This window comes from Xanthomonas sp. NCPPB 1826 (assembly GCF_056725285.1).
On record NZ_CM161521.1, the window covers coordinates 424,186 to 447,196 of the forward strand.

Genomic DNA, 23,011 nt, shown 5'->3' on the forward strand with positions numbered 1-23,011 from the left:
GGCGCGCTCCAAGCCTTGAGTCAAAAGCTAGGTGGGTTGAGCGTGCGATGCCCTCACCGCTTGCGGGACACGCCGTGAATCCATCCGTGGAGGCTCCTCGGCGGCATCCATGCCGCCGAGGGTCCCGCAACCGGCAAGGACACCGCACCAGAGAGTTAGTCGGCTGCTTTCTTAAGAGCTTGTTGCTCGGCTTGCGGTGGCAAATCAACAGTCTGTGGCTTGTGTGTTGAAAGCCCGCCTGCTGCTCGGGTTGGGATGGAAAAATGGTGAGGGGTTGATCGAACGTACGGTGATTCGATCAGCGCAGTTCATGCACCGCTTGCAACCACGCACACCGACCATCTCAATGGGTCCTTGCCCGCTCACCGTCGCGGGACCTTACGCGGCATGGATGCCGCGTAAGAGCCTACATGGACGTACTTGCGGCGTGTCCCGCGAGGGTGGGCGGGCAAGGGCCTTGCAACCAAGCCGCAGATCATCCGCTCTAGAAACCGATGCACCCACAGCGTTCAATCATTGCTAGAACCGCATCACTTCGCCGCGTTGGCGTTCATCACTGCATTGCGGCTGGCATCCAGATACTGCGCCGGGTCGCGCATGCCGGTGGTGTGGCATTGCCCGGTGGTGTGGCCGCGATTGACGCCGCCCGGCAGCTGCGCGTTGACCTGCTCCACGGTGCCATCTTCCGGGTCGTTCAGTACCAGGTCCGAGGCCGCGTTGCAGTAGTCGTTGGTGTACCAGTTGGTCTTGGCGAACGAGGTCGTGTAGTAGTTGACCTTGGCACGCGCATCGGCCGGAATACCGGCCAGCCAGGCTTTGGCGCCGTCGTAGGTCATGTCGGTATTGGTGCCGCAACCCACGCCGAACCACGAGCCCACCGCCGCCAGAATGCCGGACAGATTGGTGCCCTGGTACGGCGTGCCGACCGACTGCATCACCCGCCCACCCGTAGCGTTGTCTAGCCCGCTCCAGTAGTAGGTATACAGATGCAGCGCGGCCATGCCGCCCTGGCTGTGCGCCACCGTCGCGAACGAGGACCACTGACTGGCGAACTGCGCCAAGCGCTGTGCGAACTGGTCGTTGCTGCGGTTCTGTTTGGCATCAAGGAACGAGGACGCATTGGTGAACTGCGCCTGCGGCCACACGCCGTTGGAGCAATAGCCATGCACCAGCACCAGTTGCGACCCCGCGGCCTGCGGTTGCGCCATCGCAGTGGCACGGGCCAGCGTCGTCGGACGCGGGCCCATGCGCATGCTTTCGTCGATCGCAGCGGCAGAGCGCGCGATGCTGGCGCGGCGCAACGCGGGCAGCTGCAAGGGCAGCGTGTCGGCCTGTACCAGCGGGATGTAGTGGTCCGGGTCTTCGATGCGCAGCCCGCGCAGCGTAAACGGCGCACGTGCGCCGGCACGCGCGACCCAGCGTTCGTCCAGGCTCAACGGCAGCTGGCCTTGCTGCGGCGTCAGCATGCCGCCGATCCATGCCACCGGCACGTCCTTGCCCTTGGCATCGGTGCCCCAGACCTGGCCAAACACGCGGTAATGCGATGGTGCCTTGCCGCGCGCGGCGACCGGCAAGGCAATGCTGAGCCGGGTGCCGTCGGCAGCGCGTGCGCTGAGCGCGTTGCCGAGCAGACGCAGGGAGGTATCCAGCACCGGCAACACATGCTCGCTGGTGCGCACGAACGGCTGCCCGGCCTGGTCGCGACCGCGCACGATCACCTGTGCAATCCAGGTGCCTTCGGCTGTCGGTTGGAACGTGCCGCCATACACGCCATCGCCGGCAGCGCCATCGTCGTGCTGTCCGTCATCGGCCATCGGCAGCGTCCGAATGCCGCCTTGCGGGTCGATCAGACGCAGGCTCGCTGTCTCGATCTGCCCCGCCTGCGCGGCCAGCAAGCTCGCGCCGGCTGCATCGTTGCCGCTGAGCAAGGCGTTGAGCGTCAGCGACTGGCCGACCTGCTGCCGACGATGGCGCGGGTACGAGGCCAGCTGCGTGCGCGCATCGCCTTCCATCAGCACATACCCGCGTTGCGCCACCGGTGCCGCCGATTGCAGCGTCAGCGCCCAGTTGCCGTTTTGCGCGGACTCCACCGCGTAACGCATGCCGCCAGTGCCGCTCTCGGCGCTGCCCAGCAGTGTGCGTTGTGCCTGCAACTGCGGTGCAACAGCAGCGGCACGTGCGCCGGCAACGCGTGGTGCAGTCACCGCCGCCTCCCACGGCTGGTCGCCGGCCAGCACCATGAAACGCAGATGGCCGTTTTCCACCGGCAAGGTGCCTTGCCAGCGTGCGGACTTGCCGGCCGGCGCCAACTCCACCGGCAGCAAGGCGCTCTTGGACAGGATCGCCGACTCGGCCGGATCGGGTGCGCGCATCTGCGCGAACTCCTCCGGTGGGCCAGCCAGTTGTTTGGGCTGCAGCTCGGCCGCGGCAAGCGGCGTGGAGACCAGCGACAGGGTGCACAGCAAGGACAACAGCGACGGCTTCGGCATGGCGACATCTCTCCTTGAACGTTGCAGAAGCGATGCCGCCGCGCATGGCAACGGCATCGGATGCAGCGCCCCCTCGCCGCGATTCGCCGATGGTTATACCGCGCGCTTGTGACAGGTCTGCTGTGCGCTGCAGCACCTCACGCGCGGCAAACAAACCGCCAGGAATAAAAAGTACAGACTGTGATCGAGGTCGTGGACGTGTCGAGGTCCACGACGCATTGCTTGCTACAACGCACAGGTCTGCGGTCGATCTGCAGCGCTGAATTTGGCGCGCCTCAGTCCACCTAAACGCGCGCGGAGCGGGAGCGGTACTGCTCCACCCACGCGACAGTCTGTGCGATGCCGCCAAACGGATAGAAGTGCATGCGGACCTCGCCGTGCGCATCAGTCAGGCCAGTGGCCAGCCGTTCCACAAAACGATCCGGCCCAGCGGTGCCCAACAGCTTGCCGAGCGAGATGCCGTATTTGGACAGCATCGATGCGCATGCGCCGACACCGCAGCTGGCGGCATAGCGTGCGAGCACCGCCACGCCAGCAGGACCGGGTACGCCCACACGCACGGGATGTGCAATGCCGTGCGCGCGCAGCGCCTGCAGCCACGTCAGCACGATGTCGGCATCGAACGCGAACTGGGTGACGATCAGCGGCGCCATGCCGCGCTCGGCGATGCTGCGACACTTGCGCTGCAGCACCTTCCATCGATCGGCTGCAGGCATGCTTGGATGCCCTTCCGGATGCCCCGCCACGGCGATGGTCCGGATGCCGGAGCGCTCAAAGATCCCGGTATCGATCAGCGACAAGCTGTCCGGAAACGGCCCGAGCGGAGCAGGTGGATCGCCCGCAATCACCAGGCAGCGCTCGACGCCGGCGTCCTCGACGGCGCGGCTGACGAAGGCGTGCAGCTGCTCGCGCGAGGCGATACGGCGCGCGGACAGGTGCGGCATCGGCTGAAAGCCGAGTGTGCGCACCATCCGTGCCGCGGCCAGCCGCGCGTCGTCGTCCTGGTTGGGCAGGTAGGGGATGGCAATGGTTGCGCCATGCATGATCCGGGGCGCCGCAGCAGTCAGCCCGGCAATGTGCTTTGCGCTGACCTCCAGCGAATAGGCCTCGGTGATGGTGCTGGCGAGGCTGGGTGTGTCCGGATCGATCAAGGGTGTTGCCGTCCTGTGGTGGTGAGTGGCTGCGCCGCTGCGTCAGCCCCGATCGAGCGGGCAGGGGCCAAGAGCACATCGAGATCCCGGCCGCGGCCCAAGACCCGCTTGCACTCAATCGTCCTGTTCCGCATCGCCGTAGAATTTCACGCCCAGTTGTATGCGACTGCGCCCGTTTTCCACGCGGTGCCGATTGGTGTCGCGCAGCGAGTAGACGCAGCCGCAGTATTCCTGCTGGTAGAAGTTCTCGCGCTTGCTGATCTCGACCATGCGCGAGGAACCGCCGCCCTTGCGCCAGTTGTATTCCCAGTACATCAAGCCGGGATACCTGGCCGCTGCGCGTACGCCGCAGTCGTTGATCTGCTGCATGTTCTTCCAGCGCGAGATGCCCAGGGAGCTGGTGATCACCGGGAAGCCGTGCTCGTGCGCATACAGCGCGGTGCGTTCAAAGCGCATGTCAAAGCACATGGTGCAACGCACGCCGCGTTCGGGTTCGTTCTCCATCCCGCAGGCCCGCTCGAACCAGTTGTCCCGATCGTAGTCGGCATCGACGAAGGGCACGCCGCACTGCTCGGCAAAACGGATGTTCTCGTCCTTGCGCAGCTCGTATTCCTTGCGCGGATGAATGTTGGGGTTGTAGAAGAAGATGGTGTAGTCGACGCCGGACGCCAGCATGGCCTCCATCACCTCGCCGGAGCATGGCGCGCAGCAGGAATGCAGCAACACCTTATCGTGGCCGGCAGGCAAGGGGAGTGGCGTGCGGGTTGCGGTGGTATCCATCAGTGGGCTCCGGATGTCGTGGCGGTGCCATTGGCAGGCTGGCGGGCCAGTTCGATGAAGGCGCGCAGGTAGTCGACGGCGATATCCGCCTCACGTGCGCCCAGGAAGATCTGCTTGGGGATGCCGCGCGCACCCAGCCGCACCGGCACCACGTCCATCCTGGCGGCGTATTCCTCCACCAGCCAGCGTGGCATGGCGGCCACGCCGCGGCCACTGGCCACCATCTGCATCATGATGTCGGTGGTTTCGATGGCCTTGTGGCGCCTTGGCGTGACACCGGCCGGCAGCAGGAACTGGCTGTAGATGTCCAGGCGCTCGAGGTCCACCGGATAGCTGATGAGCACTTCCCGCGTCAGTTGCTGGGGCTTGACGTAGGCGGCCGACGCCAGTGTGTGGCTCCGGGCCACGACCAGCACCTGCTCGTAGTCGAACACCGGCTCGAACCGCAGCCCGGGCTTGTACAGCGGGTCGGGCGTGACCAGCAGATCGATCTCGTAGCCGAACAGTGCACCGATACCGCCGAACTGGAACTTCTGCTTGACGTCCACATCCACATCCGGCCAGGTGGCCAGATAGGGCGCCACCAGCTTGAGCAGCCACTGGTAGCAGGGATGGCATTCCATGCCGATGCGCAGCGCACCGCGTTCGCCCTGTGCGAACTGGCCCAGGCGCTCCTCGGCCAGATCCAGTTGCGGCAATACCCGGTTCGCCACGGCCAGCAGGTACTGGCCGGCCTGGGTCAGGCGCAGGTTGCGTCCCTCGCGCAGCCACACGTCGGTGCCCAGCTGTTGCTCCAGCTTCTTCATGCTGTGGCTCAGCGCCGACTGGGTCAGGTTCAGCACGCCGGCAGCGGCGGTCAACGAGCCCTGCTGCTCGACCTGCTGGACGATGGTGAGATGGATGCGCTCAAGCATTCAGATGATCCGAATTCATGGATTGTTGAAATAACACCATTTTACTTCATTGAATGCGAGCCCTAGCATCGGGGTTCGTCGCTTCAGGTCAACCCACATGACTGTCAACGTGCCACACCCCCTCCGCGTCGTCGCGGTCTCCGGCGGGCTGCAGCGCCCCTCCAAGGCCGTCGCCCTGGCCGAACACCTGCTGGCGCTGATTGCCGATGCCGTGCCGTGCGAGCAACATCTGGTCGAACTCGGGGCGTTGGCGCCGCAGTTCGCCGGTGCGGTCTGGCGCTCGCAGCTGCCGGCAACGGTGGAGCAGGAACTCGCCGCCGTGGAGCAGGCGGACGTGGTGGTGGTGACCACGCCGGTCTATCGCGGCTCCTACACCGGGCTGTTCAAGCACTTCTTCGACTTCATCCACCAGGATGCCTTGATCGACACCCCGGTGCTGTTGGCGGCGACCGGCGGCAGCGAGCGCCATGCGCTGGTGATCGACCACCAGTTGCGGCCACTTTTCAGCTTCTTCCAGGCGCGCACGTTGCCGCTGGGCGTCTACGCCACCGACCGCGACTTCCTGGACTACCGCGTGCACAACGAAGCCTTGGCCGAGCGGGCCAGGCTGGCGGTGCAGCGGGCATTGCCGCTGATCGCATTGACGCGGCAGGCAGGTGCCATTGCCGCAGAAAACGTGGCCGCGGCCTGAGGCCACCCGGCCACGGTTGCGCGGCGGGCCACCACACCCTTTGCCGGCTACAGGATTCGTTGGCGATGGCCCACCGATCCGAAGTTCCGGCATCCATCCAGCAGGAATCCACCCCTGCGCCGAGACCTGCGCTCGTATTCAATTTCGGAAACAAGGCGTCAGCTTGCAATGACTCAGGAATTCACCTTCAGCATCAAACGTCAGCGGTTTGACGAGGACTATCGTCCCGCTGCCAATACGCGCAACACGACGAACTTTGCCAACCTGGCCAGGGGGCAGCGTCGGCAGGAAAACCTGCGCAACACGCTTGCGATGATCAACAACCGCTGCAACGACCTGGCGCATTGGGATAACCCCACCCGCGACCGCTACGCGGTGGAGCTGGACATCATCTCTGTTGAGATGAACATCGGCGAGAACGAAAGCGGCGATGCATTCCCGCTGATCGAGATATTGAAACCCAGCATCCTCGACAAGACGACTGGCGCGCGCATCGATGGCATCGCAGGGAACAATTTTTCCTCCTACGTGCGCGACTACGATTTCAGCGTGCTGCTGCCGGCGCACAATCAGGACGCATCCGGCCTCAGCATCCCGAATGATTTCGGCAGCCTGCACGGAAAGCTGTTCAAGCACTTCGTGGACTCGGACGCCTACACGGCGCGTTTCGCCAAGCCACCGGTCATCTGCATCAGCGTCTCCAGCAGCAGGGTCTATCACCGAACCGGCAACCGGCACCCCGTGCTCGGCATCGAATACCGGCAGGACGAATTTTCCCTGACCGATCGCTACTTCGAGAAGATGGGCCTGCAGGTGCGCTATTTCATGCCTCCCAACAGTGTCGCCCCGTTGGCTTTTTACTTCTTCGGCGACCTGCTCAACGACTACACCAACCTGGAGCTGATCGGCACCATCAGCACCATGGAGACGTTCCAGAAGATTTACCGCCCGGAAATCTACAACGCCAATTCCGCGGCGGGGGCCGTCTACCAGCCGAGCCTGAAGCATCAGGATTATTCCTCTACCCAGATCGTCTACGACCGGGAAGAGCGTAGCCAGCTCGCGGTGACGCAGGGCAAATTCACCGAGGAGCACTTCATCAGGCCCTACGGCAAGATTCTCGCGCAGTGGGTTTCCCACCACGCTGTCTAATCAACAAGAACGCAAGACACCACTCATCATGAAAAAGCTGCTCCCTACCTCCACCGCCGGCAGCCTGCCCAAGCCGTCCTGGCTCGCGCAGCCGGAGAAACTCTGGTCTCCCTGGAAGCTGCAGGACGAGGAACTGATCGAAGGCAAGCAGGATGCATTGCGCCTGTCGCTGCAGGAACAGCAGCACGCCGGCATCGATATCGTCAGCGACGGCGAGCAGACCCGCCAGCATTTCGTCACCACCTTCATCGAACACCTCAGCGGCGTCGATTTCGAAAAGCGCGAAACCGTCAGGATCCGCAATCGCTATGACGCCAGCGTCCCCACCGTCGTTGGGGCGGTGAGCCGCCCCAGGCCGGTGTTCGTGGACGATGCCAGGTTCCTGCGCCAGCAGACCCGCCAGCCGATCAAATGGGCGCTGCCCGGCCCCATGACGATGATCGACACCCTCTTTGACGCGCACTACAAAAGCCGCGAAAAGCTGGCGTGGGAATTTGCCGTCATCCTCAACCAGGAAGCCAGGGAGCTTGAAGCGGCCGGCGTGGACATCATCCAGTTCGACGAGCCGGCCTTCAATGTCTTCTTCGACGAGGTCAACGACTGGGGTGTTGCCACCCTTGAGCGTGCGGTCGAAGGGCTCAAGTGCGAAACCGCCGTCCACATCTGCTACGGCTACGGCATCAAGGCCAATACCGACTGGAAGCAGACCCTGGGGTCGGAGTGGCGTCAGTACGAAGAGTCGTTTCCCAAGCTGCAGACATCCACGCTCGACATCATCTCGCTGGAGTGCCACAACTCGCACGTGCCGATCGACCTGATCGAACTGGTGCGCGGCAAGAAGGTGATGGTCGGGGCCATCGACGTGGCGAGCAATACGATCGAAACGCCGGAAGAAGTGGCCGATACGCTGCGCAAGGCGCTGCGCTTCGTCGATGCCGACAAGCTCTACCCGTCCACCAATTGCGGGATGGCGCCTCTGGCCCGTGACGTTGCAAGAGGCAAGCTCAAGGCCCTGAGCGCAGGCGCAGACATCATTCGCGCGGAACTGGCGGCCCGCTAACGCGCCGGTGCCGGCGCCGGGTCGGCGGCCGAAGCAACAGGGCTGCGGCTAGCGCCATCGTGCCGACGCAAGTCGCCACCACGGCTCGCGACGCAATAACCAACAAGCCCCCGCATGCGGGGGCTTGTTGGTCTTCCATCACGGTGCAGGGCTCAGTAATTGACCTGCAACTGCAGCCGCAGCAAGTCGCCTTCCACCACCGGATACGGCGCGGTGGTGACGTCGGTGCGCTTCATCTTCGAATAGGCGAACACCAGTTCCAGCGCATCCATCGGCTGCCACTCGACGCCGGCTTCCACTTCGTCCAGGCGCATGCGCGGCGCATTGGTGTCGAACTTGGAGCCGCCGCGGTAGGTCTGCCACTTCAGGTACGGCAGCAAGGTGCCGTAGCTGCCATCGTGCTTGTACATCGCCTGCACGTAACCGCCGCTCAGCGAACGGGTGCGGATGCGCCGCTGTGCGACATCCAGTTCCGGGCCGCGGCCCACCGTCCACTCGGCCTGCAGGCCGAACGGCTGCGGGTAGTAGATGATGTGCGCGGCCACGCGTTGGTCGGTGTAGCCGTTCGGGTCGGTGATGGCCGGGGTGAAGCTGCGGCCACCGATGTTGACTGCCGCCGCGGTCGGCACGAAGCGGCCGCTGTAGGCATCGGCACCCACTTCCAGGTACTGGCCGTTGGCGAACTTGAACGGGTAGGTGGCGTGCACCACCGCATGCATGCTGTCGTTGCGCTCGGCGCGGTTGGCGCCCTGGCCGTTGTACACGCCGGCACCGATCACGCCGTAGTCGCCCGAGCCCTTCAAGCCCGACTTGACCAGATCCTGGAAGCGTCCCTTGGCCACGGTGGGGCTGTAGTAGAACACCGCACCGATATCGCGTTCGTCGCGCAGGCCGGAGTTGAGCGCGTCGGCGCGGTCCAGGGTGAGACGGTTCTGGCTGGACTGCAGGTTCTCCCAGCCGTACGGCATCTTCGACTGGCCCACGCGCACGCGGTACTCGCGCTTCTTGTCGAAGTAGATGTCGGCATACGCATCGCGCAGCTGCGCGAAGTTGGAGGTGGTCGAACCGGTCGGCGTGCTCGCAAAATCCGGCTGGAAGTACAGCGACACGTGCTCATTGAGATCGCCGCTCAGCACCAGGCGCGCACGCCGGATGCCTAGGCTCTGGTCGTTGCCGATAAAGCGGTCGCCGGGTGCGCGCAGATCCTGCGCGTCGCCGCCGATGCCCTGGTTGTAGCGGATCTGCGTGTAGCCGCGCAGGCTCAGCTTGTCGTACCACTTCTTGCCGGCCTCGCCAGCCTTGGCCGGTGCCGCAGCCGGTACGGGTGCAGGTGCGGCTTGGGCGATGGCGGTGTCGGCAGGCACCGGCGCCGCAGGGGCGGGCGGCAGTGCCGGTGCGGCCGGCATCGCCGACGCCGGCAGCTTGCCGTTCTCGTCCACCTGCACGAACTTGCCCAGCTTGTCGCGGCCTGGGGCCGGCTCGGCGAAGATCTGCTTGGTCTTGCGGTCGACGTACAGCTCCAACTCGGCGGCCAGCGTGCTGCCGCTGGCGGTCGCGCTGAGGGCGCACAGGACGGTGGCGAGATTGCGTTTTTTCATTGGTCCGGCTCGTGCAAGGGAAACGGGTCGGCGGCAGCGTCAGGCCGGCGCCGCCCGGCGGGCGGCGAACACGGCGCCGGCACGCCGCCAAGGCGCCCGGTCGTCCTGACGGTGCGGCAATGCGTGCAGTTATATTTAGATTTGATGTCAGTTTGGTGACACTGGCGGCCCCGCACAGCGCAACGCTGTGTCAGCTGCGTGTCTGGCGCGTGTCAGTTGTGCGACGCGCGGAAGGCCGGCCCAGCGGCGCGCGGCGCGGGCATCAGGCGCGGATGTGACGCTTTGGTTGCTGCCGCCGACCATCGGACCTGCGGTGCCATGGGCAGATGGTGCCGCTAGGAGCAGCTGCCGACGCAAAGGCCGAAGCGCGTGCTCCGCACGGCCATAGCGTGCCGTCGTCGTCGCCAACGAGCGGGCGAGGGACGATGAATCAGAACATGGCAAAGGCGGGTCATCGCCCGCCTTTGCCGGATCACGCACCGCGTGGCGTAGCGCCGCGCCGATGCTGCTGCGGGCTGTCGAGCAGCACCGTGCCAGGGCTCGGCTCAGCCAGCCGGCGTCGCCTGCAAGGCCGCCGCCACCGCATCGCGCAGCGGGGTGGTCGGGCGGCCGATCAGCTGGCTCAGCGTGTGGCTGTCGTCGAACAGGCTGCCGCCGCGCGAGGAGGCCGAGCACTGCGCCAGCACCTGTGCGAATGCAGCCGGCAGGCCGATCTGCACCAACGCCGCCGCGTAGTCGGCTTCGGGCAGGTCGTGATACGCCACCGGCTTGCCCGACTGCTGCGCCACCTCGGCGGCATACTCGGCCATCGTGAAGGCAGTATCGCCGGCCAGCTCGTAGACCTTGCCGGCCTGCGCCGTGTCGGCGGCCAGCACCGCTGCGGCGGCCTCGGCATAGTCGGCGCGCGTGGCCGCACTGATCCTGCCCTCGCCGGCGCTGCCGATCACCGCGCCATGCGCCACCTCGGCCGCGATCGAGCCGGTGTAGTTCTCGGTGTACCAGCCATTGCGCAGCAGCACGTGCGGCACGCCGCTCTCGCGCAGCAGCGCCTCGGTGGCCACATGCTCGGGTGCCAGCGACAGCGTGCTGGTATCGGCATGCAGCACGCTCGTATAGGCCAGCAACTCCACGCCGGCACGCTTGGCGGCTTCGATCACGTTGCGGTGCTGCGGCACGCGTTCGCCCACCGCATTGGACGACACCAGCAGCACCCGGCCCACGCCCGCGAAGGCCTGATCCAGGCTGTGCGGGTCCGCGTAGTCGGCGCGACGCACGGTGATGTCGCGTTTTGCGAACTGTGCGAGTGACGCAGTATCGCGGGCCGTTGCTACGATCCGAGCGGCCGGGACACGCGCCAGCATTGCTTCGACCACCAATGCGCCCAGCTGCCCGCTGGCGCCGGTGACGAGGATCAGGGGGGAGGTGTGTGCCATGGTGAACTCCAGTAGGTATTGATAAGAGGTGTGGTCTACTATCTAGACTCTTGGTCCGCGCACCTATTGTCAGGGCCGTTCGAACCTCCGCAAGGAGGCAGTTTTCCACCCCCTGGTTACCGTGAGATATCCCAGTGAACGCGATTGCTCTGTTTCCGCCGCCGCCGTCCCTGCAAGGTATGCCGTTCGACGCCACCAAATGCCCGGTGCGCGACGTGCTCGATCAGATCGGCGACAAATGGACCATGCTGATCCTGCTGACGCTGATCCCCGGCCCCTCCCGCTTCAGCGCCATCCAGCGCGCCGTGCCGGACATCTCCAAGCGCATGCTGACCCAGACCCTGCGCAACCTCGAGCGCAACGGCATGATCACCCGCAAGGTCTACGCGACCAAGCCGCCCAGCGTGGAATATGCCTTGTCCAAGCTCGGCGTGGCGCTGCTCGGCCCGATTTCGCAGCTGCTCAACTGGGCAGGCGAGAACCATGCGGCCATCCGCTCCGCACGCGAACGCTTCGATCATGCCCAGCAGCCGGCGGTTGCGCTGGATGCCGACGAAGCGATGGCGTAAGCGCCGGCCGGCAGCATCGGCAAGCGAGCTGACGGCGCTGACTGCCAGGTGGGCGCCTCGGCGCGTTGGTTGACCGCCTAGGCGCGTGCACTAGGCGCAGCGGTGGATGGATTCCGCGTCCGCCAGGTGTGCCTTGTTGAAGCATCGGTGCTTGGCCCGGAAGCGTGGACGGCTGAGTAGCGGGCTCGCCGTCCATCGCCGCTGTCGAGGGCACGCCCTGGCACCTGGACCCGACTCCAGAGTGACGACATCACAGCCACCACGGCCTGCCACGCACGCGGCAGACACGCCGTCGATCTGTGAACGCGTACTCACAAAATCCCTCGCCGGATAAACGTCCGCCAGCGCAAGCACGACGCGTGTCGCCTGCAAACCCTTGCGGCGTAACGGGCCTGACGCACGCTATCGCAGCCATCGCTAATTTCAATCGCAAGCCGGCTCAAGCGTATGCACCGGCATCCGATAAGGGGCTCACCTTATCTCGCGAATCCGCTGCGCCATGCCCGTCTTCGGCACCTTGTCCGCCTCAACGCGACGCACCCTGGGCGCTGCCCTGCTCGCGCTGTGGTGCGGCTGGATCGCCGTGGCCTGGACCACGCCCCACGCGCAAGCCAACGACGTCGCCAATGCGTGGGCGCAGGTCCAGGCCAGCCTGCCGGCCGCGCAGCAGGCGCCGATGCTGATCGGTGTCGCCGGTGCCTGCGCCTGCACCGACCCGGCCGCCGATCGCGCCTGGGCCGTGCTCAGCAACGCGGTACGTGCGCGTGGCGGCCAGGTGCGCATGCTCGACACCCCCGCGCTGCGTGGCAGCGGCTATGCCGTGTGGTTGCTCGGCACTGACGGCCAACCGCGCTACGCCGGCCCCGCAGACGGCGGCGCGGTGTGCGGCACCGCCGGCACTGCGAATTGGTCGCGCTGGTTACCCGATGTCCTGGCGCGCACCCCGGGTGCCGCGCTGGTGTCCCCTTGTCCCTGTGCCGTGGAGTCGCTGTCATGATGGAACTGTCCGCATCGGCGCCGCCGACCTCCACCTACGCCACCCGCCTGGCGATCAAGGCCGACCGGCTGTTTCTATGGCTGGCCGTGCTGCAGAGCGTCGGCTCGCTGGGCCTGGCCTGGTACCAGGGCCAATGGACCACGTTTCTGGCGGTCACGCTGCCCAGCCTGTTACTGATGGCCTGGCAAGTGCAGGCCAACCCCGGCACGCGCCTGACCCGCATCACCAACGCGCTGGTGCTGATGGCCCTGGTCGCGGCCACCATCCAGCAGGCGCATGGCCTGGTGGAAATGCACTTTGGCGTGTTCGTGATCCTGGCGCTGCTGCTGTACTACCGCGACTGGCTGCCGGTGGTGGTCGCCGCAGGCGCCATCGCCGTGCATCATCTGACGTTCTACTGGCTGCAATCGCGTGGCATGCCGGTGCAGGCGTTCACCGTCGGCAGCGGCTTCGGCATCGTGGTGCTGCATGCCGGCTACGTGATCGTCGAAACCGCCTTCGTCTGCGTGATGGCCATCCAGCTGCGCCGCCAGGTCGATGCCCTCGACCACGAGGCCGAAGCGCTGGCCGAACTGGCCGACACCCTGGCCACCGGCGCCACCTTGCCGCCGGCCATCCTGCAGCAGCCCTTCCGCAGCGGCTCGCTGGCGCAGGCGTTGGTGCGCATGAGCGTGCAGGTGGAAGAGCGCATCGCCCAACAGCAGCAACTGCTGCTGGAAAATCGCCGTATCCGCCTGGCGCTGGATGCATCGGCAATGGCGGTGGCCATCGTCGACGGGCAGGGCGCCGCCATCTATCGCAATCAATCGTTCCAGCAACTGAGCACGCAGGTCGATGCGCACGTGCTGCACACAGCACTGGCCGATGCGGTGCAGCTGGGGCATGACGCAGGCAGCAGCAAAACGCGCGCGCTGGCAGCGTTGCAGCTGCAGGAAAACATCACCCCGGTCCGCGATGACGACGGCGCCTCGCTGGGCGTGGTGGTGGAGTGGCAGGACCGCACCCAGGACCTGGCGCTGGAGGAGCAACTGGCCACGGTCATTGCCCAGGCTGCGCGTGGCGAGCTCGGTGCCCGCCTGCAGGGAAATGCTAGGAGCGGCACACTCGGCCAGCTGGCCGAGGGCGTCAACCAGTTCCTGGCCATCACCGACGACAGCCTGCAGGACATGCGCCGCATGCTGGCGGCGATGTCGCGTGGCGATCTGACCCAGCGCATCGACCGCCACTGCGAAGGCGTGTTCGAGCAGATGAAGCGCGACGCCAATGCCACCGCCGACGAGCTGGCGCGCATCATCACGCAGATCCGCAGCTCCAGCACCGCGATCAATCACGCCGCCGGCCACATCCTGACCCACAACGATGCATTGGAGCAGCAGGTGCAGCGGCAGTCGGCCACGCTGGGCCGCACCGCCACCCAGATGCAGGCCGTGCTCGGCACCATGCAGGAGCACACCGCGCAGGCGGCCGACGCCGACAAGCTCACCGACGCCGCGTCCGAGGCCGCACGCAGCGGCGGCGACACCATGCACCAGGCGATGGGCACCATGCAGCAGATGGAACAGGCCTCGCGCCGAATCCAGGACATCGTCTCGGTCATCGACGGCATCGCCTTCCAGACCAATATCCTGGCCCTGAATGCCGCTGTCGAGGCCGCGCGCGCCGGCGAAGAAGGCCGCGGCTTTGCCGTGGTTGCGGGCGAGGTGCGCGCGCTGGCATTGCGCTCGTCCACCGCCGCCAGCCAGATCAAGACGCTGATCGGCGAATCGGTCACGCATATGCAGGCCGGCGTGCAGCAGGTACGCCACGCCGGCGAAGGCATGCAGCACATCGTCGCCACCATCGGCCAGGTCAGCAGCACGCTCAGCAGGATCGCTGTCGCCTCGCAACAGGAAGCCGGCAGCATCGCGCAGGTGCATCACACCCTCGCCGGCGTAGACGCCGACATGCGCGACGGCGTTACCCGCATGCAGGACGCCAGCGCCGCCGCACGCGCCATGGGCGATCATGCCGCGCAGCTGGAAGATGCAGTGAGTGCGTTTGTGGCCGATGAGCGCGATGGCAGCGCTGAGGCAGTGCAGAGGCTGCGCGTTGCCTGATTTACATCAGCGTATCTGCTGTCCAGCGGCAGTTGCCAGCGCCTGCATCAGGCGACGCTGCAGGCAGATGCTCTGGTGCCGACGCCTGCCGATTACTTGCGCAGCTCCCGCAGTTTGCCAGTGAACCAGGATTGGCTGGATACCGGCGCAGTGTTGCCGCAACGCACCTGATACGGCGTGCCCGACATGCTGCTCTTGGTGGCAGCAAGCTCGATGAAGGATTCGGTAGACCTCACCAGCCCCTTCTTCTGCAAGTAGTCGTACTTGCGCTGCAAGTGTTCACTGGCTTTGGGCGCCGCGTACCACGACCCATTGCGCGAAAACTCGCAGTTGGATTGCGCAAGGACCTTGAAAAGCTGATCGACCTCACGCGTGGTGGCGGGCGAAACCCCTTGGGCCGAAACCGATGCACAGGCACCGAGCAGGAACACTGCAAGACACGATCTAACGTTCATCGACCGAATGGTAGCGCATGAAAGCGTTGCTTTGCGACCTGGGACAGACCAGCGGCAATGCAACAATGGAGTCATCAGGAAGAGTGCTCAACATCGGGCGGCGCGTATCGCAGCAGCGTCGAACCCTCGAAGTAATTCCCGTAGTACTCGCTCGCCCTCAACCCCGGGCTCGCCTCAAAATCGATGTAAGGCTCGGAACAATGCGGGCAGCGGAAGGGATTGAGGTAGGCGTAGCTGGACCCATCCGGCGCCAACGGCAGTGCGTCTTCCAGCGCAGCAAGCGCTTCGGTATCCGGCTCGGACAGCGCTGCAGGGCTGCCAGGCAGATAGCTATCGACGGTGATGGTGTACTTGCCGGACCCCGAGTAAAAGTATCCCGCGTTGCTAAAACCCGCGTGATAGGAGCGGATCAGGAACGAACGCTTGCAGTGGTCGCACTCACAGGAAAGCATCACATTGCCACTGGTGACGATTCCATTGAAGTGCAGTCCCCTGGCAAACAACCCCTTGCCTGCAAGCGCGGAACTGCTGACGCTGGCGCCCGGCAGAAAGAACGGCTGAAACCTGATCCCGGATGCTTGGCCATTCGCAAACGCATCTGGATCGAGCTGCTCGGTCTGCGAAATGACACAGTCTGCCTGGCACCCGAGGTTGGGATGCACGCGAACGGAAAAGTGGAACCACCCCGTCGCAGCACCAAGTTCATGCCGATGCACCTCTCCCGCCGAGTCGGCAAACTCCAGGACGCTATTGGCCTTCAACCATGCGGAAGGCTTGAGCTCACACGGGACATCGCTCTCGGTAACGCGGCACAACTCTCGCCCATCGGCGCGAACGATCAATAACGGAGCGGCTTTCTTCTTGAAGATGGAGAACATGCTTTCCTTGGCGGTGTGCTTGAGTAGTAGATCGGATCGCTGGGCGATTGGACAAATTTTAAGGCTTTAGCTCCGCTCGCGGCGAGTCAGGGCCCATCCCCATGAAAGGAACAAGCAGACGCCAAAGAGCGTAAACAAAAAGGTGGCAAGCCCGGCCCAGGATATGCCGAATAGCCAAAAGCCAGCATGACATGCGACCGGGTCTCTCGCGATGGAGGCCGAAGTGGCACAGCGCGAGAGAGTCCTGGTGTGATGCCACCAGGTGAGCGTGACGGAAATACCGAAGAACACGAGTAGCGCAGCGAATAGCCGAAGCGCGCGATAGCCAACTGACGTCTTTGTTGATTTCGAATGTGCGCGCATGGGTAGAGCGGCCTAACGTCTGGACTAAGTAGGTTCGCGAAGCGGCTTTGGTTGAATGAATTATTAGAACTCATCGCCACGGGAAAATCGGCCACCAGCGTAGAGCAACTCGCGACAATCCTTAAAATCTAGGATGCGAAAGCGCTTTCCTGGAGATAAGTTGGTGAGGTAGTAAGCCACGTCCTCTTGATTGAACCAGGTCTTTGCTACGAGCTTTGGAGAGAAAGACTCAAGATCGATTGCGACGTATCTACTGGCTGAGCGTCGATAGAAACCCGGCGGGATTGCAATGCAATTCTCTTTGCAGAAAGCTTCGATCCTGTCCCTGTATCGTTCCGCCACAGATAGACTCCAAGATGAATTTTAACGTCTGAATTGAGCTGCGCCGTAGAGCGGCGTCGGCTCGAATGAATTTTCAGGGGCCATTTGGTGTTGTTTCGTTGCCCGGTGCAAGTGCATAACTACCAATTTGCATGTTGCTTGTTGTATCAGCCTCGGCGACGTAGACCTCAATGTCAGCGAGTCCTCCTGAGCCCGAATAGTCGCTTGAAACATGAAAGTGCTGGTCTGGGTCATCACGGAGTCTTGTGAGAAGGCCAATCATTCGATCAATCTCTGTGACAGATACCCCGAGAGTGACTCCGTACCAACCGTTTTTCCAACCTTCTATCTTGCCGCGCATCAATTTTGTCCCGGTGTCTAACGCTTTAATTAAGGCGGCCCGCGAAGCGCGGATCGGCTCGAATGAATCGCTGACCATGCTGCCCGGGAAAAAGTAGAGACTCAAGCCTCAGAATTGCTGGAAAGACTACAGGGTATCGTTTGACCCAGGGAAGACCGGGATAGTCGGCCACACCGCTGTCACCAAATAGAGCATGAAGTGTCCCAGCCTTGGATGCCATTAGAAGGTTGTGGGCAAGACCAACAACATGCTCGGTGACCTCACCGGAAGAGGTGCCTGTCTCATTGCCCGACTTACGCTGCACAGCTGAAGTGAGATTGCCTGCCGAAACTTCGAGTGCGGAGCGAGTCGCTGGCATGCATGATGCCTGAATTAAGTCGACCTACGAAGCGGCTTCGGCTCGAATGAATTGTCACGCCGCATGCTGATACGTCACGGCGGCAAATCCAATGATTGCTGCAAGGACAAGCATGACAATCCATCCTGATCTCTGATGGAACGGAACTGGGTTGCACCCAATCTGCGCTTCCGCCGCCGAAGCGTTAACTATCCAGCCGTGGGAGCAAACGGGGCAAATGAGCTGGTACTGCTTGGAGATAACCCATCCGAAAAGATGGTAGAAGTGTCCGTACGTGTACTTGAGACGCAGTGTAAAGACTTGCTCTTGCTCGCACCTCTGGCAGTGCTCATGCTCTGCCAGGTCGAAGGTCAGCACTCGCTCGCCCCATCCCCAAAGAATCATCTGTCTCTCTCGAAATATCCTTAGCGGTCCAGCAACTAGATTAAACAGAACCGCGAACTGGATCCGGCTTGAACGACTTGCCAGGCGTCGCCATTAGTCACTGCTCCCGGCACAGCCAGAGTCCCCCGCATCGCAACCGGAAAAACCAGCGTCCTGACCACCCGATGCGCCACCATCGGATGACAGATAGAGCGGGTCACTTGTATCGGACGACGTGGAGCCAGCTGCCTGAGAAGAAGCAAATGCCGCACAAACCACCGCGCCAATGACTGGAACAAGCCAGATGAGGGCAAGTTGCAATGCGCGTTGTGATGGCGACAGCACCGAAACGCGAAGCACTGCAACCGATGCGACGATATTGCCAAGGGCAAGCACCACACCCAATAGAAGCATCAACTTCATCCAAACCTCCAAGTCGCCTGACTATTGCCGGGGCTGCCCGTGTGGCGTAAAAACGATCCTCGCCGAGTCGTCCATGGCCGTCAATCGCTGCAAGCCTTTGCAACAAACGCTCGTTATGCCAGCGCGGCTGCCCATGACCATGTGCTATGCCATAGTCAAGCTAATCTAACGTGAGATGCAGGACGACGGCTTGGTGCTCCATCTTTGTCCTGCGCGAGGAGCAGTGAGCGCGCAAGGTGTGATGCTAAACGCGTTGCGCTTGATGCGGGCGTTGGCGTGCATGCTGCGCGGCGCATCTGCTTAGTCCTTGGGTGCCACGCTGACGATCAGCTCGCCGCTGCGCATGCGGATGTTGAGTTTGCTGCCGATGGTGAAGCCCAGCTGCTCCAGCCAGCGTCCGCGCAGGCGCAGCGTGGGGATGCGTTGGTGGCTGTCGGGGTAGTAGCCGTAGCCGACGGTGCAGTGTTGCGGGGCACGCGGGTGGCCTGGGCGGCGCGGCTTGCCGGGATCGGGGCGGGGCTCGGGGATGGGTGTGCGCTCCAGGTAGCGCCGCGGCGTGATCGAGGGGTCGAGCGAGCGCCAGCCGATCTCGGTGGGCGGCGGCACCGTGGCGCGCTTGCGCGCTGAGGTGGGGCGGGACGTGGATCGACGCATGGCAAAGCCCTCCTTGACGAACAGGCCCCGCCGCCGGGTGCGACGGGATGTCGGGAGGTTAGAAACCGCTAACAGTCGGCGGGCGTATTTCCCCAAGGGGTGTTGTATTAGCCGCCCTCCCGACGCAGAGCATTGCGTCGGTTGCACCCGCAAGAAGCTGCAGGCACAAAAAACCCACCGGTTTGACGGAGGTGGGTACCGCTGTTAGGGGAGTTTCTACGCTCCTTGCCGAGGAGACTGCTACGCGCTGCGTGACATGTCAACCGGTTGATGCTGACGCTCTTGATAGCGTTGATAGAAGATCTGCACGTTGGCGCTTTACTCGACCAAGTCAGAGCTGGGCATTGGACAAGAGCGGGTCGACCAATGCGCATTCGCTACACTCCGACAAAGGATCTTCCAGCTGCACAAACGGTGTTCCTGGATTTGTCCAAGATCCAGTAGCTGCTTTGTGGGTGCCGGACGGCTGATGATAGATCTTTGGTTTGCAGTCACTGCGACTCAGGCCGTACCGCAATCGCACGTCAGATTTCCCCTATCCCCCCCAGTAGCAGCATTCTTTTGTTTGCGATGACAGAGAGCAGCGGGTCGCTGTGGATGGTCGGGGTGTGATAGAAATTTCAATTTCACTGTGCCAAAGTCCCTAAAAGTCTCCTTAAATTTTCACGAAAATTATGACGCAGCAGGCACCCTGGCATCGCAACCTTTGGCGTCGGTCCACGCGGATGCTCATGTCCCCGCAAAGCTGCCTTCCGGCAGGCCGTTCGCTCCCAACTCTAAACGCGCAGGGCACCGAGGGTGGCATGAACGTATATTTCAAGATCAAGATTGTCGGATGTCTTTTCCTAGTCCTTTTGACGGGGTGCAACCCAATGAATGCTGCGTCTGAGAAATACGAAAAAAACGGCGAGACCACGGCTGACGGAGATCCGGTCTATCGGAAAAATCAACATCCGACGGAAGCTTACAAGCTCACCATGACGATCGAGGATGCGCCGGGTCCGTTTGAGTGGATATCGGGTACCGCCTTTTATCAAATGACGAACCATGAGCAATGCACGCCGATAGAGCCTATTGCGGGTGTTTGGAGTAAGTCAAAAGAAGATGGGATACCCATCAATTTTCAAAAAATAGATCCGACGACATATGTGGCGACGATCTATGCAGATGGCATGGTCGATGCGGATTATTACGGAAAGGGTGTGTGTAATTTTGAACTCAATGGTGTTGGTATCTCGCTGAAAGCAACCGGCAAACAAGCGGATACACGCTTTCAGCCAGCGCTATTCAAGAGTGAAATACTAAGTTCTACCCCTAAGGTTACTTACTTTTGGAAGGGGCGCTATCCAAAAGAAGATATGGATAACTTTCCTGATGGTGGTAAGACGAGTATTGATCAGTTCAACGATAGTGCACGCAACAACATATTCAAGATCACCTTAACCGCTGAGAAGGTGGCCCCATGAGCCTCACAAGTCAGCAATATGCAGCGCTTGCGGATGATTCCTACAAGATGCCGCGTGAGACTGGGCCTGATAGTAGTCCTGTCGATATTGGTGGCGTCTCTTACAAACGTCTTGAGTATATGGATCGCCCATCTGGCTATCAGGGCATCATCTATCAGCGAGCGGATACGGGCGAAATTGTTGTCGCCCACCGTGGAACCGAGTTTGATCGTCAACCAAAGCAGGATGGTCTCTACGCCGACGGCGGCATGGTCACGGGCAGACACAACAACCAGGCCGCCGATGCGGTTGAGCTAGCTCAGCACGCGCTGAAATATGCCGAAAAATTCGGCAAGGACGGCAGGACACCGGAAGTAACCGTTACCGGTCATTCTCTGGGCGGCAACCTCGCCCAGGTCACTGCCCACCACTTCGGCCTCAAGGGAGAGACCTTTAACGCCTATGGCGCGGTCAGCCTAGACCGGCGCATTCCGGAAGGTGGCAACGACGTGATCAATCACGTGATGGCAGGTGATGCCGTGAGTGCTGCAAGTAAGCACTACGGGCAGGTGAAGCTATATGCCGCGTCGCATGAGATCACTGCGTTGGATGGGGCTGGTTACGCCAACGACAGCAGTCTTTTGGATGCACGCAATCCGATGGTCGCAAAGGACTTGGGAGATTCGCATCGGATCCACAACTTCCTGCCGTTGGACGCCAACGGCAAACCGGACCGCTCAGTGTTGGAAGACCCTCAAACGCAGCTGCTGGCCCGGCAACATGCGCCGATGATCGACAAGTATCGCGGCGATGTTGCGACGTTGAGGATGGGCGTGACCTTCAATGCGAGGGTCATCCAAGGGATGAGCCTGGCGGATGGCATCGATCACTTGCGCGATCCGCTTCCCCCAGGTGCTGGACGCACGGAAATGGCTGCGACACGGTGGCAGGAGGTGCAGCAGCGCATGCAAAGCGAGGATGCGCCAGCGTATGTGCCACCGGGCTGGAAGATGCCAATTGGTGAGTCGTTGGAGCGCTGCGTTGCGCCTGCACCTGCGATGGTCTCAAACGACCCTCTGTATCGATCGATTCACAGCAAGCTGCCAGAGGGCACCTCTGATGAGGTTGCAATGCACGCCACCGTCGAAGCCAAGCGCGCGGGCATCCTTCGTGACGATCAGCTGCAGAGCGTGACCCTACACCAAGGAAACATTTTTATTCTTGGCCAGACGCCGGGCTTCCGGGCCAAGGTGGATCTGTCTGAGGCCGTGCCTCCACTGCAGGAAAGCGTCCGCCAGTCTCAGGCCTTGGATGCGCAGCGGTCGCAGCAGGAGACGATTGAGCAAGCACCTACACGATCGATGTGAAAGTCGAGCCGCGAAGTGGCTTCGGCTTGAATGAATGGTTAGGCCGCGTCCGCGACAATCTTGATTGCAAAGCAAGATTCATCTGGAACACACCTAAGTAGTTTGATGTGTGACATTGCGCTGTTGCCGGAAATTGCCAGCCGGGCTTGATCTGCAAGTGTGGTTGATACCCTTGCGCCAAGAATAACCGCCTTAATTGAGTCGGGCGGCAACTGGAATAGATGAATGTCCTCGCCGTTTGCATTAACCATGTTGTGCGCATCTTTGAGCGGGCGAAGAACCCTCCACTCTCGCTCATACGACCACTCTTTGCTTTTGACCAAGAACATCTCTGTCCCGTCCAGGTCGATGAGAGACGCACTAGGGCGGACATCTCGATAGCGAACCTGGCGCAGGTGGCCAAACTCATCTTGATCTGTTCGGCGGGCGTTGAAGTATGGATGTCCTGGATCTAGCTCCAACACAAACCCTGTATGGCTCATTCCGTAGTGAGCCCACATGAGAAGGCTATCCGAAATCTCACACAGTGAAAGGACGCCCAAGACTTCATCCATCTTGACAGGGATCGTCGGGATGAGTTGGTTTGATACAGCGCCGAGCATGGCCAGAAACTGTCCTTGCTGCTGTTGCATCAATGGGGTTGCAAACTGCACCCACTGCTGAAGGGAAAATTGGGCCCTCAGTGCCGCGGGGAGGCTGCTATATGCGACCTCAAGTTCACCGGGAATTGCTGCAGTAAAAGAGGCAAGTGCTGCTTCCTTCGAGGCAAGCCCCGTAATCTCGGGTCTTCCTTCGAACGGGTCGTTGAATGCCCCTAATGGCGTGTAGCGAACCAGTCGGTCGGACAGAATTCCGATGCGGGTTGGCGAAAGGTACTTGAATAGCCTTTCTGGTGCGCCGTGATCTTTCATAGCCGCCTAACGCCTGAGTTAAGCCGCCCCGCAGCGGGGCGGCGACTGCATGTTAGCGTAGCGTATAGCACCCTGGCACCGCCACGATGCGGGGTCGGCTTGAACGAATTGTTAGGCCTGTGCCTGCGAGTTGACCGCTAGCTCGCATCCGGCTAAATTATCAGTAGGTGCTGAACACACCT

General features: G+C 62.4%; 20 protein-coding genes. 8 read left to right on the plus strand and 12 right to left on the minus strand.

The features are described 5' to 3' along the window. Positions 1–530 precede the first annotated feature (530 nt). From AC1PLA_RS01810 to AC1PLA_RS01825, 4 genes are all read right to left on the minus strand, one after another. Positions 531–2,489 (minus strand): choice-of-anchor X domain-containing protein, encoded by a 1,959-nt coding sequence (locus AC1PLA_RS01810; protein WP_104573302.1) that lies wholly within the window; start codon positions 2,487–2,489, stop codon positions 531–533. Positions 2,490–2,773: 284 nt separating this feature from the next. Continuing rightward, positions 2,774–3,640 carry a methylenetetrahydrofolate reductase gene (locus AC1PLA_RS01815; protein WP_219722229.1) on the minus strand — a complete coding sequence of 289 codons (867 nt, stop codon included), beginning with the start codon at positions 3,638–3,640 and terminating at the stop codon, positions 2,774–2,776. 114 nt (positions 3,641–3,754) lie between these two features. Beyond that, positions 3,755–4,420 carry an epoxyqueuosine reductase QueH gene (locus AC1PLA_RS01820; RefSeq protein ID WP_481105455.1) on the minus strand — a complete coding sequence of 222 codons (666 nt, stop codon included), beginning with the start codon at positions 4,418–4,420 and terminating at the stop codon, positions 3,755–3,757. Beyond that, positions 4,420–5,334 carry a LysR family transcriptional regulator gene (locus tag AC1PLA_RS01825; protein WP_104576500.1) on the minus strand — a complete coding sequence of 305 codons (915 nt, stop codon included), beginning with the start codon at positions 5,332–5,334 and terminating at the stop codon, positions 4,420–4,422. The genes AC1PLA_RS01820 and AC1PLA_RS01825 overlap by 1 nt, the downstream gene beginning before the upstream one ends. Positions 5,335–5,431: 97 nt before the next feature. Between AC1PLA_RS01825 and msuE the strand changes: the two genes are divergently transcribed. The 3 genes from msuE to AC1PLA_RS01840 all read left to right on the plus strand — a co-directional run bounded on the left by msuE (position 5,432) and on the right by AC1PLA_RS01840 (position 8,237). Next, positions 5,432–6,025 carry an FMN reductase gene (msuE, locus tag AC1PLA_RS01830; protein WP_181098365.1) on the plus strand — a complete coding sequence of 198 codons (594 nt, stop codon included), beginning with the start codon at positions 5,432–5,434 and terminating at the stop codon, positions 6,023–6,025. Positions 6,026–6,193: 168 nt separating this feature from the next. Beyond that, positions 6,194–7,177, plus strand: a complete 984-nt coding sequence (locus AC1PLA_RS01835) for a DUF1852 domain-containing protein (RefSeq protein ID WP_481105456.1) — start codon at positions 6,194–6,196, stop codon at positions 7,175–7,177. A gap of 28 nt (positions 7,178–7,205) precedes the next feature. After that, on the plus strand, positions 7,206–8,237 hold the full coding sequence (locus tag AC1PLA_RS01840; RefSeq protein WP_039517461.1) for a methionine synthase: 1,032 nt from the start codon (positions 7,206–7,208) through the stop codon (positions 8,235–8,237). 152 nt (positions 8,238–8,389) lie between these two features. Here AC1PLA_RS01840 and AC1PLA_RS01845 read toward each other — a convergent pair whose 3' ends face one another. Both AC1PLA_RS01845 and AC1PLA_RS01850 read right to left on the minus strand, forming a co-directional pair. Continuing rightward, positions 8,390–9,835, minus strand: coding sequence for an OprO/OprP family phosphate-selective porin (locus AC1PLA_RS01845; protein ID WP_047127880.1), 1,446 nt, complete (start codon positions 9,833–9,835; stop codon positions 8,390–8,392). 545 nt (positions 9,836–10,380) lie between these two features. Next, positions 10,381–11,268, minus strand: coding sequence for an SDR family oxidoreductase (locus tag AC1PLA_RS01850; RefSeq protein WP_184230427.1), 888 nt, complete (start codon positions 11,266–11,268; stop codon positions 10,381–10,383). A 134-nt stretch (positions 11,269–11,402) separates the two neighbouring features. Between AC1PLA_RS01850 and AC1PLA_RS01855 the strand changes: the two genes are divergently transcribed. The 3 genes from AC1PLA_RS01855 (at position 11,403) to AC1PLA_RS01865 (ending at position 14,930) form a co-directional block, all read left to right on the plus strand. Continuing rightward, positions 11,403–11,837 (plus strand): winged helix-turn-helix transcriptional regulator, encoded by a 435-nt coding sequence (locus AC1PLA_RS01855; protein WP_039513244.1) that lies wholly within the window; start codon positions 11,403–11,405, stop codon positions 11,835–11,837. A 499-nt stretch (positions 11,838–12,336) separates the two neighbouring features. Next, positions 12,337–12,834, plus strand: coding sequence for a hypothetical protein (locus tag AC1PLA_RS01860; RefSeq protein WP_481105457.1), 498 nt, complete (start codon positions 12,337–12,339; stop codon positions 12,832–12,834). Further along, positions 12,831–14,930 carry a methyl-accepting chemotaxis protein gene (locus tag AC1PLA_RS01865; RefSeq protein WP_481105458.1) on the plus strand — a complete coding sequence of 700 codons (2,100 nt, stop codon included), beginning with the start codon at positions 12,831–12,833 and terminating at the stop codon, positions 14,928–14,930. Before AC1PLA_RS01860 ends, AC1PLA_RS01865 begins: the two co-directional genes overlap by 4 nt. 92 nt (positions 14,931–15,022) lie before the next feature. On the opposite strand, the gene AC1PLA_RS01870 is transcribed toward AC1PLA_RS01865, so the two are convergent. From AC1PLA_RS01870 to AC1PLA_RS01890, 5 genes are all read right to left on the minus strand, one after another. Next, positions 15,023–15,361: a YfeK family protein gene (locus AC1PLA_RS01870; RefSeq protein ID WP_231103910.1), complete on the minus strand. Its 339-nt coding sequence runs from the start codon at positions 15,359–15,361 to the stop codon at positions 15,023–15,025. Between the two features lie 98 nt (positions 15,362–15,459). Continuing rightward, on the minus strand, positions 15,460–16,263 hold the full coding sequence (locus AC1PLA_RS01875) for a hypothetical protein (RefSeq protein ID WP_481105459.1): 804 nt from the start codon (positions 16,261–16,263) through the stop codon (positions 15,460–15,462). 778 nt (positions 16,264–17,041) lie between these two features. Then, entirely contained in the window at positions 17,042–17,413 is a 372-nt protein-coding gene (locus AC1PLA_RS01880; RefSeq protein ID WP_481105460.1) for a hypothetical protein, read from the minus strand. Positions 17,414–18,143: 730 nt separating this feature from the next. Then, positions 18,144–18,452, minus strand: coding sequence for a hypothetical protein (locus AC1PLA_RS01885; RefSeq protein WP_146096778.1), 309 nt, complete (start codon positions 18,450–18,452; stop codon positions 18,144–18,146). Between the two features lie 300 nt (positions 18,453–18,752). Next, positions 18,753–19,106 carry a SymE family type I addiction module toxin gene (locus AC1PLA_RS01890; protein WP_481105461.1) on the minus strand — a complete coding sequence of 118 codons (354 nt, stop codon included), beginning with the start codon at positions 19,104–19,106 and terminating at the stop codon, positions 18,753–18,755. Positions 19,107–19,909: 803 nt separating this feature from the next. Between AC1PLA_RS01890 and AC1PLA_RS01895 the strand changes: the two genes are divergently transcribed. Continuing rightward, complete coding sequence (locus tag AC1PLA_RS01895; RefSeq protein ID WP_481105462.1) at positions 19,910–20,572, plus strand: hypothetical protein; 663 nt, start codon at positions 19,910–19,912, stop codon at positions 20,570–20,572. Beyond that, positions 20,569–21,918 (plus strand): Tle-like phospholipase domain-containing protein, encoded by a 1,350-nt coding sequence (locus AC1PLA_RS01900; RefSeq protein WP_481105463.1) that lies wholly within the window; start codon positions 20,569–20,571, stop codon positions 21,916–21,918. Before AC1PLA_RS01895 ends, AC1PLA_RS01900 begins: the two co-directional genes overlap by 4 nt. Before the next feature lie 38 nt (positions 21,919–21,956). Here the strand turns inward: AC1PLA_RS01900 and AC1PLA_RS01905 are convergent, their stop codons facing one another. Then, positions 21,957–22,829: a DUF2971 domain-containing protein gene (locus AC1PLA_RS01905; RefSeq protein WP_212583613.1), complete on the minus strand. Its 873-nt coding sequence runs from the start codon at positions 22,827–22,829 to the stop codon at positions 21,957–21,959. Between the last annotated feature and the right edge of the window lie 182 nt (positions 22,830–23,011).